Annotated in this window: 13 protein-coding genes; 6 read left to right on the forward strand and 7 right to left on the reverse strand. The window is 73.3% G+C overall.

The window, feature by feature from the left end:
• Positions 1–9: 9 nt before the first annotated feature.
• Positions 10–1,617 (reverse strand): carboxyl transferase domain-containing protein, encoded by a 1,608-nt coding sequence (locus tag AMK27_RS27820; protein ID WP_073913654.1) that lies wholly within the window; start codon positions 1,615–1,617, stop codon positions 10–12.
• A gap of 87 nt (positions 1,618–1,704) precedes the next feature.
• On the opposite strand from AMK27_RS27820, the gene AMK27_RS27825 reads away from it, so the two are divergent.
• Both AMK27_RS27825 and AMK27_RS27830 read left to right on the forward strand, forming a co-directional pair.
• Entirely contained in the window at positions 1,705–2,313 is a 609-nt protein-coding gene (locus tag AMK27_RS27825; protein WP_073913657.1) for an SACE_7040 family transcriptional regulator, read from the forward strand.
• A gap of 77 nt (positions 2,314–2,390) precedes the next feature.
• Positions 2,391–3,164, forward strand: a complete 774-nt coding sequence (locus AMK27_RS27830; RefSeq protein ID WP_073913660.1) for a phosphatase — start codon at positions 2,391–2,393, stop codon at positions 3,162–3,164.
• Between the two features lie 135 nt (positions 3,165–3,299).
• Here the strand turns inward: AMK27_RS27830 and AMK27_RS27835 are convergent, their stop codons facing one another.
• The 5 genes from AMK27_RS27835 to AMK27_RS27855 all read right to left on the reverse strand — a co-directional run bounded on the left by AMK27_RS27835 (position 3,300) and on the right by AMK27_RS27855 (position 9,951).
• On the reverse strand, positions 3,300–5,495 hold the full coding sequence (locus AMK27_RS27835) for an FG-GAP repeat domain-containing protein (RefSeq protein ID WP_073913663.1): 2,196 nt from the start codon (positions 5,493–5,495) through the stop codon (positions 3,300–3,302).
• A gap of 103 nt (positions 5,496–5,598) precedes the next feature.
• Entirely contained in the window at positions 5,599–6,558 is a 960-nt protein-coding gene (locus tag AMK27_RS27840) for a cation diffusion facilitator family transporter (RefSeq protein WP_073913666.1), read from the reverse strand.
• A 20-nt stretch (positions 6,559–6,578) separates the two neighbouring features.
• A complete protein-coding gene (locus tag AMK27_RS27845; protein ID WP_073913669.1) occupies positions 6,579–7,451 on the reverse strand; it encodes an acyl-CoA thioesterase in 873 nt (290 codons plus the stop codon).
• Entirely contained in the window at positions 7,452–8,609 is a 1,158-nt protein-coding gene (locus AMK27_RS27850) for an acyl-CoA dehydrogenase family protein (protein ID WP_073913672.1), read from the reverse strand.
• Between the two features lie 76 nt (positions 8,610–8,685).
• The gene (locus AMK27_RS27855; RefSeq protein ID WP_073913674.1) at positions 8,686–9,951 is read right to left on the reverse strand and encodes a helix-turn-helix domain-containing protein; all 1,266 of its coding nucleotides are present in this window, start codon (positions 9,949–9,951) and stop codon (positions 8,686–8,688) included.
• A gap of 164 nt (positions 9,952–10,115) precedes the next feature.
• Here AMK27_RS27855 and AMK27_RS27860 point away from each other — a divergent pair, with 164 nt between their 5' ends.
• Complete coding sequence (locus AMK27_RS27860) at positions 10,116–10,724, forward strand: hypothetical protein (protein WP_073913677.1); 609 nt, start codon at positions 10,116–10,118, stop codon at positions 10,722–10,724.
• A gap of 197 nt (positions 10,725–10,921) precedes the next feature.
• Complete coding sequence (locus AMK27_RS27865) at positions 10,922–11,974, forward strand: hypothetical protein (protein WP_073913680.1); 1,053 nt, start codon at positions 10,922–10,924, stop codon at positions 11,972–11,974.
• Positions 11,975–11,995: 21 nt separating this feature from the next.
• Here the strand turns inward: AMK27_RS27865 and AMK27_RS27870 are convergent, their stop codons facing one another.
• The gene (locus AMK27_RS27870) at positions 11,996–13,555 is read right to left on the reverse strand and encodes a PucR family transcriptional regulator ligand-binding domain-containing protein (protein ID WP_241847622.1); all 1,560 of its coding nucleotides are present in this window, start codon (positions 13,553–13,555) and stop codon (positions 11,996–11,998) included.
• Between the two features lie 180 nt (positions 13,556–13,735).
• Between AMK27_RS27870 and AMK27_RS27875 the strand changes: the two genes are divergently transcribed.
• Both AMK27_RS27875 and speB read left to right on the forward strand, forming a co-directional pair.
• Positions 13,736–15,211 carry a sodium:solute symporter gene (locus AMK27_RS27875; RefSeq protein WP_073913685.1) on the forward strand — a complete coding sequence of 492 codons (1,476 nt, stop codon included), beginning with the start codon at positions 13,736–13,738 and terminating at the stop codon, positions 15,209–15,211.
• 82 nt (positions 15,212–15,293) lie between these two features.
• Positions 15,294–16,277, forward strand: coding sequence for an agmatinase (gene speB / locus AMK27_RS27880; protein WP_073913688.1), 984 nt, complete (start codon positions 15,294–15,296; stop codon positions 16,275–16,277).
• Positions 16,278–16,357 lie beyond the last annotated feature (80 nt).

Here is a 16,357-nt window from a genome sequence, read left to right on the forward strand (position 1 = left end):
CTCACACCCTCACATCCGGAAGACGCCGAACTGGGGGTCTCCCAGGGGCGCGTTGGCACAGGCGGTCAGGGCGAGGCCGAGGACCTGCCGGGTCTCCATCGGGTCGATGACCCCGTCGTCCCAGAGCCGGGCGCTCGCGTAGTAGGCGCTGCCCTGGGTCTCGTACTGCTCGCGGATCGGGGCCTTGAAGGCCTCCTCGTCCTCCGCGCTCCACCCGTCGCCGAGCTGGTCGCGCTTGACGGTGGCGAGGACGGACGCGGCCTGCTCGCCGCCCATGACCGAGATCTTGGCGTTCGGCCACATCCACAGGAAGCGCGGCGAGTACGCCCGGCCGCACATCGAGTAGTTGCCCGCGCCGTACGAACCGCCGACGACGACCGTCAGCTTCGGGACCCGGGTGGTGGCCACGGCCGTCACCATCTTGGCGCCGTGCTTGGCGATGCCGCCGTGCTCGTACGCCTTGCCGACCATGAACCCGGTGATGTTCTGCAGGAAGACCAGCGGGATGCCGCGCTGGTCGCACAGCTCGATGAAGTGCGCGCCCTTCTGGGCCGACTCGGCGAACAGGATGCCGTTGTTGGCGACGATGCCGACCGGGTGCCCGTGGATCCGGGCGAAGCCGGTGATCAGCGTCTGCCCGTACTCGGACTTGAACTCCTGGAAGCGGGAGCCGTCCACGACCCGGGCGATGACCTCGCGCACGTCGTACGGGGTACGGGAGTCCACCGGCACCGCGCCGTACAGCCCGGCCGGATCCACCTTCGGCTCCTCGACCGGCTCGACCGACCACGGCAGCGGGCCGCGCTCGGGCAGCGTCGCGACGATGTTCCGCACGATCCGCAGCGCGTGGGCGTCGTCCTCGGCGAGGTGGTCGGTGACACCGGAGATCCGCGAGTGGACCTCGCCGCCGCCCAGCTCCTCCGCCGTCACGACCTCACCGGTCGCCGCCTTCACCAGCGGCGGACCGCCGAGGAAGATCGTGCCCTGGTTCCGTACGATCACGGCCTCGTCGCTCATCGCCGGCACGTACGCGCCGCCGGCCGTGCACGAACCCAGGACCGCCGCGATCTGCGGGATGCCCGCGCCGGACATCCGGGCCTGGTTGTAGAAGATCCGGCCGAAGTGCTCCCGGTCGGGGAAGACCTCGTCCTGCATCGGCAGGAACGCGCCGCCCGAGTCGACCAGGTAGAGGCAGGGGAGACGGTTCTCCAGCGCCACCTCCTGGGCCCGGAGGTGCTTCTTCACCGTCATCGGGTAGTACGTGCCGCCCTTGACGGTCGCGTCGTTGGCGACGATCACGCACTCGCGGCCCGAGACCCGGCCGATGCCCGCGATGACCCCGGCCGCCGGGGCCGCGTCGCCGTACATCCCGTTCGCCGCGAGCGGCGCCAGCTCCAGGAAGGGTGAACCGGGGTCGAGGAGGGTGTCCACCCGGTCCCTCGGCAGCAGCTTGCCGCGCGCGGTGTGCCGGGCCCGGGACTTCTCACCGCCGCCCAGCGCCGCCGCCGCGAGCTTGGCACGCAGGACGGCCGCCAGCTCGTGGTGCGCCGCCTCGTTCGCCTGCCAGGCCGGCGAGGCGGGATCCGCCGCACTCGCCAGCACAGGTGCCTGCTGCATCCCTCGAGCTCCCTTGCTCGGTTAATGAGCGTTAACGTATGGCGTTCAGGTTAACGACCGCTAACCGGGTTGTCTAGAATCGAATCCATGACCACGACCCCCGCCACGACCCGGACCGCCACCGGCAGGACCGACGCCCCGACGCGGCGCCAGCAGATCCTCAAGGAGGCCGCCCGCCTCTTCGCCGAGCGCGGCTTCCACGGCGTGGGCGTGGACGAGATAGGAGCCGCCGTCGGCATCAGCGGCCCCGGCCTCTACCGCCACTTCCCCGGCAAGGACGCGATGCTCGCCGAGCTCCTCGTCGGCATCAGCGAGCGGCTCCTCGACGGCGGCCGGCTGCGGGTCGGCGAGACCACCGGGGACCCCGAGGCCCTGCTCGGCGCCCTCATCGACGGCCACATCGACTTCGCCCTCGACGACCGGCCGCTGATCACCCTCCACGACCGCGAGCTGGACCGCCTCAAGGACGAGGACCGCAAGCGGGTCCGGCAGCTCCAGCGGCAGTACGTGGAGCTGTGGGTGGCGGTGGTGCGGGAGCTCTACCCGGACGCGGCGGAGTCCGAGTCGCGGACGGCGGTCCACGCGGTCTTCGGCCTGCTCAACTCGACACCCCACCTCGACGCGGTGGGGCGCCGGCCGATGGAGGACCTCCTCCGGCGCCTGGCCCACGGGGCCTTCGGGGCGCTCGAAGGCTGAGCGGCGCCCCGCCCCGGGCGGGTCCACGGGACGGAACGATTGCCCACAACGGCGGGCCGTCGTCCAGAATGAGCCCCATGCCGATACTCAGCCGCCCCGCCCTTGTCGAGCACCTCGTCCGCACCCGGATCGCGGGAGACGTCGCCACCCCGCGCGACAACAACCTCTCCCACTACCGCAAGCTCGCCAACGGCGACCGGCACTACTGGCTCGGCCTGGAGCTCGGCGACCGCTGGACCGACGAGCAGGACGTGCTCGCCGTGATGGCCGAGCGCTGCGGCGTCGTCGACGACCCGGCCCACCGCACCGGCCAGGACACCATCGACCCCGAGCTCACCGTGGACGGCCTGGACCGGATGGCCGACCGGCTGCGCAAGGCCGCCGCCGGCAAGGAGCGGGTCCTCTTCGCCACCGGCCACCCCGGCGCGCTGATCGACGTGCACAGCCGCGTCGCGGCCGGGCTGCGCGCCCAGGGCTGCGACATCGTGAAGATCCCCGGGGGCCTCGTCGCCGACGAGGGGTACGTCGTGCAGTTCGCCGACGTCGCCGTCTTCGAGCGGGGCGCGAGCCTCTGGCACACCCACTCCCCGGAGCCGATGAACGCGATCCTCGACGCGCTCGGCGAGGACGGACGCCCCGACCTGGTGATCGCCGACCACGGCTGGGCCGGACGGGCGGGCCAGCGGGGCATCGACTCCGTCGGCTACGCCGACTGCAACGACCCCGCCCTCTTCATCGGCGAGGCCGAGGGCACGATGCAGGTCACGATCCCGCTGGACGACCACGTCCTCGACCCGCGCTTCTACGAGCCGATGACGGCGTACACGCTGAACGCGGCGGGCCTCGCCTGACGCGCCCCGGGCCCCGCGCCCCACGCCCCGGACCGGGGCGCGGGACCGGGACCGGGACCGGGAAGACGGGAACGCCCCGCGCCGAGACGGCGCGGGGCGTTCCGTGTCGGGGTGCCTTCCCCCTGCGGCGGGGGATCAGAACACGACCGGGCCGTTGCCGTGGGCCAGAGGGCCGCCGCCCAGCGCCGCACCGGCCCCGAACGGGGCCTTCCAGTCGCCGGTGCCCTTGTAGACGGTCAGCGTCGACACGTCGCCGGAGCCGCGCTCCGCGACCAGGTCCGCCCGGCCGTCCCGGTCCACGTCGCCGATGTTGACGACGGCGCGGAAGCCGTTCCACCCGGCGCCGACCTTGCTGCGGGCCGCGAACGTGCCGTCGCCCTTGCCGAGGTACAGCCACAGCACGCCGTCCTTGTCGCGGGCCAGGAGGTCACCGGACTTCGCACCGCCGATGTCGCCCGGGGCGGTGAGCAGGTCGTACGTGTTCCACCCGCCGCCGACGCGGACGCGCGCCTCGAACGGCTTGGCGGCGTCGCCGGTGGCCTTGTACAGCCACAGCACCCCCGCCGTGTCGGTGGCGACGAGGTCGGGGCGGCCGTCGCCGGTCAGGTCGGAGCCCGCCGCGAACGTCGTGTAGATGCCCCAGCCGGCGCCGACCCGGACCCGCGGCGCGAGGGACTGTCCCGTGCCCGAGTAGAGCCACAGGACGCCCTGGCCGTCGCGGGCGAGGAGGTCGGCGTACGGGGACGCGTCGAGGTTCCCGGCGGACAGCAGCCGGTCGTACACGGACCAGCCGCCACCCCGCTCGGTCCGCTCGGGCGTGGCCTCCGGAGCGGAGGCGAGCTGCCGGACGTCGTACGAGGCGAGGCGGCCCGACCCCTCACGGACGAGCAGGTCCGGGGAGCCGCTGTCGGAGTAGTCGTGCGGGGCGGTGCCGCTGTCGACCTGGAGGGTGCCGTTCCGCGTGACCGAACCGCCGATGCCGTTGAGCGGCGCGACGTTCACCTCCCACGCGTAGGCGCCGTTGTACGCGGCGGTTCCGTTCGCGAAGGTCCCGTCCCAGGGGAAGGCGGCCTCGGTGGCCGTCCCCAGGAGGTCCTTGACGGCCGTCCAGGTCCTGCCCGTCGCCTTGTGCGTCAGCTTGACGTTCACCTTCACGTCGCCCCGGTTGAGCTTCCAGCGCAGCTCCGCCGTGGACCCGGCCGTGCCGAAGCCGGCGGTGGCGGGCACCTGCTCGTCCACGACCGAGACGGGCGTCCGCACGCCGTCGGTCGCCACCTGGGTCACGGCGGGCCGGCCGTCGGCATCGAGGGCGATCCGGTACAGGCCCTGGCCGTGCTCCGCGGTGCTGCCCCGCGCCAGCAGGTCGTCGCCGGATGCCGACACCCCCTGCAGGTCTCCGAGGAGACCGGTGGTCGTGCCGTCCTCGAGGGAGACGGCCGACAGGTCCTTGCCGGACAGGCCGAAGACGACCCACTCCCCGAGCAGGGAGACCGGAACGTAGTAGCCGCCGTCGGTCTCGAAGGTGGTGTGCCGCGTCGTCCCCGCCGCACCCCGGAGGGCCGTCACCAGGGTGACGGAGCCGTCGGCGTTGCTCTCGGCCCACGCCAGGTGGGTGGCCGAGACCGCGATCTCGGACGAGTGGTAGATCCGGGGCACGGCCCGGTCCTCGACGACCTTCGCCTCCGCGAGGTCGACGACGGCCAGGTGCTCCCCGTCGGAGACCTTGTACCGGACGAGGAGCGCGCCGGAGGGGGAGTACCTGAGGTCCCGGATCTCCGCGTCCGCGGGCAGGCCCTGCACCTGGCGGTGCACGACGGAGCTCCCGGGCTTGGAGACGAGATGGAGGCTGTGGCCGTCGCGGACCAGCACGAGGGTGTCCCTCGCGACCTCCCAGAGTTCCCCCCTCTCACCGACGGCGCCGGTGTCGATGTCGACGGGCGCGCCGCCCGCCATGTCCAGGAGCCGGTAGCTGCTCACCCCCGTCTGCACCGCGACGAGGTCGCTGTCCGTGGCCGCCGTGGGGTTGGCGAAGTCGGGGGCGCCCTTGGGCAGGGTGGTCGCGGCCCCGTCCGCGGACCGGCGCCACTGCCAGGTGGTGCCCACGCCGCCGTGGGACTGGACGAAGGTCACGAAGCCCGTGGAACCGGCGCCGTACAGCGCCTCGCCGGAGGCGAGCGCGAAGGGCCCCGTCTGCTGCTCCGCCGCGACGGCGGCGGCGGCGCCGGGGGCCGCGAGGGCAGGGGTGCCGGCCATGGCGGTCCCGGCCGTCACGGCGAGGGTGACGGCGACGGCGACCGCGACGTTCCGACCGGCCGGGCTGAGGTACTTCAAGAGGCTTCCTCCGAGCTGTGGTTGGGGCGTTCCTACGCCACAACCACTGGACCCGCGGCAGCCGTGCAAGGTTGTACGGAATTCGGAAAGAAGATCGATTTCGTCAGATCGGGCCCGGATCGGAGGGCCGCCGCTCCCGGCGCTGCTCCACGCCCGGTGTCGGGTCCAGGTACACGCGGCGGATCGACGGGAAGCGCTCCCGGAGCTGGGACTCGGCGTCCTCGCACGCCCACTCGACCTGCGCCGCGGACGCCACGTCCCGGAAGTCGACCTTCGCCGCGATCAGCACCTCGCCGGGCCCCTGGATGAGCGTCGTCAGGTCGAGGACGTCCACGATGTGCGGGACGGAGAGCAGCTCCTCGCGGATCTCGACCCGCACCCGCTTCGGGAGCGGCCGGCCGATGAGGAGTTCGGCGTTGGAGCGGCCCAGCACCCAGGCCACGTACACGAGCAGGGCGCCGATGAGGATCGAGGCGACGCCGTCCCAGACGCTGGAGCCGGTGATCTGGACGCCGAGGAGGCCGCCGGCCGCCAGCATCAGGCCGGCCAGGGCGGCGGAGTCCTCCATCACCACCGCCTTCACCGTGGTGTCCGGGGTGAGGCGGAGGTATCGGGCGAACGGGATCCGGGACCGCTCCGCCTCGGCCCGCATCTGCCGGACGCCGGTCCTGAGCGAGTAGCCCTCCAGGACGAAGGCGACGGCCAGCACGATGTAGGAGATCAGCGGGTCGCCCACCTCCTCGCCGTGGGTGAGGGTGTGGACGCCGTCGTAGACCGAGAAGACCGCGCCGCCGACGAAGGTCGCCACGGCCGCGAGCAGCGCCCAGACGTACCGCTCGCCCGCGTAGCCCACCGGATGGTCCTCGTCGGCCGGCTTCTCGCTCCGCTTCAGCGCGGTGAGCAGCATGACCTCGGTGACGGTGTCGGCTACCGAGTGGGCGGCCTCCGACAGCATCGCGCTGGATCCGCTGACGATACCGGCGACTGCCTTGGCGGCGGCGATCCCCAGATTCGCCACCGCCGCCACGATCACCGTGAACGTGCTCTCGCCCTGTTCCGCCATGGACCGGACGTTATGTCCGGTCAGCTGCGGGGAACGCGAACGACACCCTCCTGGATGACCGAGATCGCGAGCCTGCCGTCCTGCGTGTAGATCCGGGCCTGGCCCAGGCCGCGTCCGCCGGACGCGGTCGGCGACTCCTGGTCGTACAGGAGCCATTCGTCGGCCCGGAAGGGCCGGTGGAACCACATCGCGTGGTCCAGGGACGCCCCGACGACGTCCCCGACGGCCCAGCCGCCCCGCCCGTGCGCGAGCAGGACGGAGTCGAGCAGCGTCATGTCGGAGACATAGGTGGCGAGGACGACGTGGAGCAGGGGGTCGTCGGCCAGCTTGCCGTTGGTGCGGAACCAGACCTGCGAGCGCGGCTCGCGCGGTGCGCCGACCGAGCCCCACGGCGGGACCTCGGCGTAGCGGAGGTCGACGGCCGCCCGGGCCTCGATCAGCCGGTCCGCGACCTCGCGGGGGAGGTGGCGGGGCAGCATCTCGGCCGGCGTGGGCAGCGACTCCGGGTCCGGCGCGGCCGGCATGTCCGCCTGGTGGTCGAGCCCCTCCTCGTACGTCTGGAACGACGCCGAGAGGTGGAAGATCGGCTGCCCGTGCTGGACGGCGACGACCCGCCGGGTGGTGAAGGAGCGCCCGTCGCGGATCCGGTCGACCGTGTACACGATCGGCGCGCCCGGGTCGCCGGGGCGCAGGAAGTACGCGTGGAGCGAGTGCGCCGGGCGGTCCTCGGGTACGGTCCGGCCGGCCGCCACCAGGGCCTGGGCGGCCACCTGGCCGCCGAAGACGCGGGGGACGAGCGCGGAGCGGGACTCGCCCCGGAAGATGTCCCGCTCGATCCGCTCCAGGTCGAGCAGATCGAGCAGGCCATCCAGCGCCGTGGGGGCGTGGGGCACTTACAGGCCCATCGACTTGGCGATGATCGACTTCATGATCTCGCTGGTGCCGCCGTAGATGCGGTTGACGCGGTTGTCCGCGTACAGGCGCGCGATCGGGTACTCGTTCATGTAGCCGTAGCCGCCGTGCAGCTGAAGGCAGCGGTCGATGACGCGGTGCGCGACCTCGGTGCAGAAGAGCTTGGCGCTCGCGGCCTCGGCCGGGGACAGCTCGCCCGCGTCCAGGGCCTCCAGGGCGCGGTCGGCCACGGCCTCGGCGGCGTCGACCTCGGCCTGGCAGGCGGCCAGCTCGAACTTGGTGTTCTGGAAGTGCGCGACCGGCTTGCCGAAGACGGTGCGGTCCTGCACGTACTCCTTGGCGAAGCGCACGGCGGCCTTGGCCTGCGCGTAGGCGCCGAAGGCGATGCCCCAGCGCTCGGAGGCCAGGTTGTGGCCGAGGTAGGAGAAGCCCTTGCCCTCCTCGCCGAGGAGGTCCTCGACCGGCACCTTCACGTCGACGAACGCCAGCTCGGCGGTGTCGGAGGTGCGCAGGCCCAGCTTGTCCAGCTTGCGGCCGATGGAGTAGCCCTCGGACTTCGTGTCCACGGCGAAGAGGGAGATGCCGAAGCGGCGGTCCTCGGCCGTCGGGGCGGAGGTGCGGGCGCAGACGATCACGCGGTCGGCGTGGACGCCACCGGTGATGAAGGTCTTGGAGCCGTTGAGGACGTAGTGCGTGCCGTCCTCGGAGAGCTTGGCGGTGGTCTTCATGCCCGCGACGTCGGAGCCGGTGCCCGGCTCGGTCATCGCGAGGGCCCACATCTCCTCGCCGGTGACGAACTTCGGCAGGTAGCGCTTCTTCTGGTCGCCGGTGGCGAGCATCTTGATGTACGGCAGGGCGAGCAGCACGTGGACACCGGAGCCGCCGAACTGCACGCCCGCGCGCGAGGTCTCCTCGTAGAGGACGGCCTCGAACTTGTGGGTGTCCAGGCCCGCGCCGCCGAACTCCTCGGGCACGTTGATGCCGAAGACGCCCAGCTCGCCGAGCTTGTCGTAGAACTCGCGCGGCGCCTGGCCGGCCGCGAACCATTCGTCGTAGACCGGGACGACCTCGGCCTCGATGAAGGCGCGGATGGTCTCCCGGAACGCCTCGTGGTCCTCGTTGAATACGGTACGGCGCACGGTGCGACTCCTCCGGTGTGCGGGCCCTGTTGTCTAAGCGCTTGCTCAGTCTCTCGTCAACGAAGTTACCCAGCAGTCACCCGCCCTGTCCAGAGTTCTCGCCTGTGATCCAGGCCCGCCCCACGGAGTCGTACCCGTACACGGGCCGCCCCTTCGCCCCGCTCGTCCGGAAGGGCGCGCCGTCCTCGTCCCCGATCCGGACCGTGCCCCTGCGCCCCTCCGAGCTCCACTCCAGCTCCAGGTACCAGCGGCAGTCGCAGCCCGCCGCCCCCGCCGACACCAGCAGCTCCTCCGGCTCGGCGGCGCTGACCGCGTACGGGAAGGAGACCGCCGGGAGGGTCCGGCCCTCCTGCCCGGAGGCGTCGTACCCGTCCAGCGACCGCGCCACCGGCCGCGGCCGGTCCAGGTCCACCTCGAAACGGCGCGGTGTCACCGCGCCGCCGCACCCGTCGTCCATCCGGTACGCCGTCCACGGCAGCGGCGCGCCCCGCTCGACCACCCGCACGTGCAGCGCCTGCAGCACCACGGCCGCCGCGCTCTTCCCCTGCACCGACACCCGCACGAGCGTCTTCCCGCCGTCCACGGCCCCCTGCGCCGCCGCCCAGCTCCGCGCGTCGGCCGCCTCGGGCGGGGGAGGGGGCGTGCGCCGCACGAGGTAGGTGTGCCCGCAGCCGTTCTCCCAGAGGTCGGAGGCGACCGTCCACGTGAGCGGCGCCGGTGGTGCGGCGGGCTGTCGCGGGGCCTTGCCTGGCAGGAGTACGGCTCCGAGCGTCACCGTCGCCACGACCGCCAGCGCCCCGACGACCACGCCCGGCCACCCCCAGCGGCGCCTCCGCCGCTCGGGCGGGAGGCCCGGCACGCGCGCGTGCACGGGGTCCAGCTCGGGTCCGGACGCGGCCTCCGTGGCCGGCGCGGGCACCGGGGCCGGCTCCTGCCCCGGCGCGGGCGCGGGCTCCGGGCCGGGTTCGCGGCCGGGTGCGGGTGCCGCCTCCGCGCCGGGCCCGGGTGGCGCGGAAACGGCGCTGGGTCCCGGTGTCGCCTCCGCGACGGGCTCGGGTGCCGTCTCCGCGCCGGGTTCCGGTGTCGGCGGGCGGCGGGCGTCGTCCGCGCGGGTCCAGGCCGCCTCCAGGGCCCGCCGCTCCTCCTCGCCCGCCCCGCACAGCAGGGCGAGGCGGTCGACCACGGCGAACTCCTCCGGGACGGTCGCGCCGGAGCAGTAGCGGTGGAGGGTGGACGCGCTGACGCTCAGGCGCCGGCCCAGCGCCTCGTAACTCCTCCCGTCCCGCGCCTTCAGCGCGCGCACGAGTCGCGCGAACTCCTCGACGGCGGCGTCCTTCGGCATTCCATCCCCCTCGACCCTGCGTCCCACCCTTCACGTCCTTGCACGTCAGCAGGGGTGGAATGGTTCCGGGACGGGGGGCGGGCGCGTCACCGTTGCCAGCCGGCGGGCGCCGGCCCGACGCTGAGGGAGCACTGACCGAACCACCCGACGGGGGATCCACCACCATGAACAAGCTCCGCACCGCACTCGCCACCGCCGCCGCTGCCGCCCTGGGCCTCGCGGCCCTCGCCACGGGCCCGGCGCAGGCCGCCGCCCAGCCCGCCTTCCTCGCGGCCTCCCAGATGCCGCCGTCGGCGACGCCGTGGACCGCCACCCAGGTCTTCACCGGCGTCCCGGAGAACGGCGGCGCCCTCTGCGCCCCGTACAAGATCCCGGCGCAGAACTCCCGCTACCGCGAGTTCAGCACCGAGCTCGACACCAACGGCGTCCAGATCACCACCGTGGCCCGCACCGAGGCCGACGCCGTGAAGCTCGTCGACACCCTCCGCACGTCCCTCGCCGGCTGCGGGCCCCTGCTCCAGAAGCAGAACCCGGGCCTGAAGGCCGTCAGCGCCGCCCACGGCAAGGTCGCCGTCGAGGAGGGCGCCTGGGTCTACAGCCTGGACACCGCCGACCCGCAGGTCGGCAGCACCGACATCCACCTCTTCTCGGTGGGCCGCGACGGCCGGACCGTCACCTTCGTCCGCTGGGGCCAGATGGGCGACCTGAAGGACGCCCCGCTGACCGCCTTCAAGACGACGACCAAGACCGCCGTGAACAAGCTCTGGTCCTGACGCAGCGTCATCCTCCCGGATGGCGGACTACTCAGAGTGACAGTCAAGTCGCAGAGTACCGCCATCCGGGCGATACTGGGAGGAGAGCTGAGCTTCCGACGCCGGCGCGCTCGTGGGTCCGACCGAGCCGCCCGTCCGTCATCAGACCGGTACCGGCCGGGGGGAACCTTCCCGCATGTGATGCGAAAGGACGCGTCATGGACCTCGAATCCCTCCCTCTCGAATCCCTGCCGGACGAGGTCGTCGCCCAGATCGAGGTCCGGGACCGCTGGAGGCGCGCGACGGCCGCCGGCGGCCTGGAGTTCCTCGTCACCGACATCGGGAGATGGCCCCTGGGCAAGACGGTGCGGGTCGCCTTCCTCGACGGGGACGACCAGCTGCACGCGGACGTCGCCGGAGCGACCCGGCAGATCACCGACGCCTGCAACCTGACACTCGACTTCGGGCGGAACGGCGGCGGATCGTTCCGGCGGTGGAGCGAGGACGACACCGTCCTCGCCGCCGAGATCCGCGTCAGCTTCGACCTGCCGGGCTTCTTCTCCCTCGTGGGCACCGACAGCACGGACGGCGCCATCGGCGCGGGAGGGGGCCCGGTCGGCGGCAACCCCGGCCAGCGCAGCCTGAACCTCGGGGGGTTCGTGTCGAACAGGCCCGCCCGCTGGGAGGGCACCGTGCGGCACGAGTTCCTGCACGCGCTGGGCTTCCACCACTCCCACCAGAACATGCGCGGCACCTGCGAGGGCGAGTTCCGCTGGGAGGACCCGGAAGGGTACGACCCCACGCAGGATCCGACCGGAGCCTTCGTGGCGGACGCCCAGGGGCGGCAGCCTGGCATCTACACGTTCCTCGCGGGCGCGCCGAACCGGTGGCCGCGCGCGAAGGTGGACCACAACCTGCGCACCGTGGACGCCCCGGACCTCGTCGCCGGACCCTTCGACACGAAGTCCGTGATGCTGTACCGCTTCCCGGCGTTCTTCTACAAGTCCACCCCCAGCAGCTGCGCGCCGGCCGGCGACGGGCAGAACCTGTCGGACGGCGACAAGCGTGGACTCGACCTGCTCTACCCGCACACCGGGGGAGCGGTGGCGGACCGTCAGGCCCGTGCCGACGCGGTCCTGGAGTCCCTCGGGGCCGGTCCCGAGGGGGTACCCGGTGCGAACGGCGGCGACCTGGCCGCGGTGTACCGCAGCCGGGTGGAGGAACTGGCGGCCGCCCAGGCCGCGGGAGTCCGGGCCGCGGGCGCCCGGTGATCCGCGCCCCGGCCTCGCCGCTCACCGGGACGTGAGCGCGAACCACAGCTCCATCCGCACGTCCGGGTCGTCCAGGTCCCGGTCCAGGAGCGCGGCGCAGCGGGTGATCCGCTGGCGGACGGTGTTGCGGTGGATGTCCATCGCGGCGGCCGTCCGGTCCCAGCCGCCGTGCAGCGAGAGCCAGACGCGCAGGGTCTCGGCGAGCGGTTCGCTCAGCGGGGCGAGGAGGGCGCGCGCGTGGGCGGTGGCCTCGTCCGGGTCCACCAGCGCGGCGAGCCCGCCCGGGCGGTGCCGCACCAGATCCGCCCCGGTCGCCTCCGCCCGCCGCAGGGCCCGCGCCGCCTGCGCGTCGGCCGCCGCGAGTCCGTCCGCCGCGAGTCCGTCCGCGTCGACGGGGGCGCTCACTCCCAGCGTCCAGCCGGACTGAGCGGTGACGGAGGAGGGGGCGGGCAGCAGCAGGCGTACGGCTCCGAGCGCGACGCTCCCCGCCGTGCCTCCCGGTCCCGCGACGCCCGGGGTCGTGCCTTCCTGGCCCGGAGTGCCAGGTGCCGCGCCTCCTCGGCCCCCCGCCCCGGTCCCCGCACCCGTCCCGCCGGTGTCCACCAGCGCGGTGCCCAGTGCCGCCGCCAGGCCCGCCGCCGCGAACGGGGTGCCGTCGCCGCCCCGCGCGTGGACCACGGTCCAGGGGCCCGGGCCCAGGGTGCCCGCGATCTCCGCCGGGGCCGTGCCGAGCAGCAGCCGGACCAGGGCCCCGTCCCGCGCGGTCGCGTCCGCGCCCCGGTGCGGGGCCGTCAGCAGGGACAGCAGGACGACCGCGACCCCCGCGATCGTGTGGTCCCCGGGGCCGCGCCGCTCCGTCGCCACCCCGAGCGTCAGCCCGTCCCCGCCGCCGAGCGCGTACGCGGCGAGCCGGAGCCCGCCGCCGTCCCCGCTCGCCGAGGCCGGGCCGCCCGGGCGCGGGCCCAGGACGCCCGCGAGGTCCCGCAGCGCCCGGGTCGCCTCGGCCGGCACCTCCCGGCCGGCCGCCACCGACGGCGTGCCGTCCGCCCCGAAGAGCACCGCCCGTCCCCCGAGCCGCGAGGCGAGCGCGCCGAGCACCGCCGGGACCGGGGCCGGCCGGGCCGCGGCCGCCGCCAGGGACTGCTGCGCCTCCGTCACCCGGCGGAGCTCGTACAGCCGGGCCTCCGCCATCAGCCGCCACAGCGCCCGCGCCACCGCCGTGAACGGGGTCCTCGGCGGCACCTCGACCAGCGGCAGGCCGTGCCGGGCGCAGGCCTCCACGAGTTCCGCGGGGACCGTGTCGTACACCGGGGTCACGCCGAAGGCGAGCGCCGCCGCCCCCGCCTCCACGACCCGCTCCACGTAGTGCGCCGGATCGGCGAGCTGCACGCCCGCCGTCATCAGCAGCTCACCGCCGAGGAGGTACGGGTACGGGTCGGCCATCTCCGAGGTGTGCACCCAGTGGATCGAGACGTCCTCGGGGCCGGCGAGCAGCCGCAGCCCGAGGTCGCGCCGGGCGAGCAGCGCGGTCAGCGAGACCGGCGGCGCGGGCGGGGTGGCGGCGGGCTCGGCGGAGGTCATGGCGATGTGCCCTTCGTACATCCCCCGCCCGGTCAGTGGAGGAAACGTACACTTCATCGTCGCTTTCCGGCCACCTACTGTCATGGCATCCAGAGGCCGCGGGTACGGGCGGATGTCCCCGCGATCAGCTTCTGGCCACTCCCCTGCACGACACGCCACCGAGGTGAACGAAGGAGCCCCATGGCCGTCGACTACACAGTGATCGCCCTGTACCTGGCCGGCATGCTCGCGATGGGCTGGTGGGGCATGCGCCGCGCCAAGTCCAAGAGCGAGTTCCTGGTCGCCGGGCGCCGCCTCGGTCCCTGGATGTACTCCGGCACGATGGCCGCCATCGTCCTCGGCGGTGCCTCCACCATCGGCGGCGTGGGCCTCGGCTACAAGTACGGCCTCTCGGGCGCCTGGATGGTCTTCGCCATCGGCCTCGGCCTGCTCGCGCTGAGCGTCTTCTTCTCCGCCCGGATCGCCCGGCTCAAGGTCTACACCGTCTCCGAGATGCTCGACCTGCGCTACGGCGGCCGGGCCGGCGTCATCTCGGGCGTCGTCATGTGGGCGTACACGCTGATGCTCGCGGTCACCTCGACCATCGCGTACGCCACGATCTTCGACGTCCTCTTCGACCTGCCCCGGACCCTCGCGATCGTCCTCGGCGGCACCATCGTCGTCGCCTACTCGACGCTCGGCGGCATGTGGTCCATCACCATCACCGACATGGTGCAGTTCGTGGTGAAGACCATCGGCGTGCTGCTCCTGCTGCTGCCGATCGCCGTCGTCAAGGCGGGCGGCTTCGCCGAGATGAAGGCCGCGCTGCCCACCTCGTACTTCGAGCCCCTCGGCATCGGCGGCGAGACGATCTTCACGTACGTGCTGATCTACACCTTCGGCATGCTCATCGGGCAGGACATCTGGCAGCGGGTCTTCACCGCCCGCACCGACAAGGTCGCCAAGTGGGGCGGCACCGTCGCCGGCACCTACTGCCTCGCGTACGCCCTCGCCGGAGCCGTCATCGGCACCGCGGCCAAGGTGCTCTACCCGAACCTGCCCAGCGCCGACGACGCCTTCGCCACCATCGTCAAGGACGAGCTGCCCATGGGTGTCCGGGGCCTCGTCCTCGCCGCCGCCCTCGCCGCCGTCATGTCGACCTCCTCCGGCGCGCTGATCGCCTGCGCCACCGTCGCCAACAACGACATCTGGTCGCGGCTGCGCGGAACCGTGTCGGCGGACAAGGACGACCACGACGAGGTGAAGGGCAACCGCGCCTTCATCCTGATCATGGGCGTCGCCGTCATCCTCATCGCCATCGCCCTCAACGACGTCGTCCAGGCCCTCACCGTCGCCTACAACCTGCTGGTCGGCGGGCTCCTCGTGCCGATCCTCGGCGGACTGCTCTGGCGCCGCGGCACGGTCCAGGGCGCGCTCGCCGCGGTCGCCGTCGGCGGTCTGGCCGTCATTGGCCTGATGTGGACTTACGGAATCCTTGCAAATGAGCCTGTTTACTATGGTTTGTTGGCCTCGCTCGCCGCATATGTGATCGTTTCCCTGGCCACCCGCCCGACGGACGCCGCCGTGCTCGCGCACTGGCGCGCCCGCCTCGCGGGCCGGGAGAACCCCGAGGCCGACGCGACGCCGGAGACCGTGCCGGCCCCCGCGACCGGCTGACCGCCCCGAGACCCCCGGCCGGGGCCCCGAGACCCGAGGCCCCGACCGGACCCCCACCGATACACCCCAGGAGGACCCGACCATGAGCAGCAGCGACCAGAACACCCCGCGCGGCCCGATCGACTCGTCCCGCATCCCGCGGTACGCCGGTCCCGCGACGTTCGCCCGGCTGCCGCGGCTCGACGAGGTCGGCACCGCCGACATCGCCGTGGTCGGCGTCCCCTTCGACAGCGGCGTCTCCTACCGCCCCGGCGCCCGCTTCGGCGGCAACGCCATCCGCGAGGCCTCCCGCCTGCTCCGCCCGTACAACCCGGCGCAGGACGCCTCCCCGTTCGCCCTCGCCCAGGTCGCGGACGCCGGTGACATCGCCGCCAACCCGTTCAACATCAACGAGGCCGTCGAGACCGTCGAGGCCGCCGCGGACGACCTGCTGAACTCCGGCGCCCGCATGATGACCCTCGGCGGCGACCACACCATCGCGCTGCCGCTGCTCCGCTCCGTCGCCAAGAAGCACGGCCCCGTCGCCCTGCTCCACTTCGACGCGCACCTCGACACCTGGGACACGTACTTCGGCGCCGAGTACACCCACGGCACCCCGTTCCGCCGCGCCGTCGAGGAGGGCATCCTCGACACCGAGGCGCTCTCCCACGTCGGCACCCGCGGCCCGCTGTACGGCAAGCAGGACCTCACCGACGACGAGAAGATGGGCTTCGGCATCGTCACCTCGGCCGACATCTACCGCCGCGGCGCCGACGAGGTCGCCGACCAGCTGCGCCAGCGCATCGGCGACCGCCCGCTGTACATCTCCATCGACATCGACTGCCTCGACCCGGCCCACGCGCCCGGCACCGGCACCCCGGAGGCGGGCGGCATGACCTCCCGCGAGCTCCTGGAGATCCTCCGCGGCCTCTCCTCCTGCAACCTGGTCTCGGCCGACGTCGTCGAGGTCGCCCCGGCCTACGACCACGCCGAGATCACCGCGGTCGCCGCGTCGCACACGGCCTACGAACTGACGACGATCATGGCCCGCCAGATCTCGGCGGAGCGCGCCGCCGGCGCGAAGTAACCTCCCAGGCCGTAGCGGGCTCAGGTGCGGGGTGGGTACGGCCCGGTCGCCGGGTCGTACCCACCCGTTCCGCCCTGCGG

It is taken from the genome of Streptomyces sp. CB02009 (assembly GCF_001905825.1).
GTDB lineage: Bacteria > Actinomycetota > Actinomycetes > Streptomycetales > Streptomycetaceae > Streptomyces.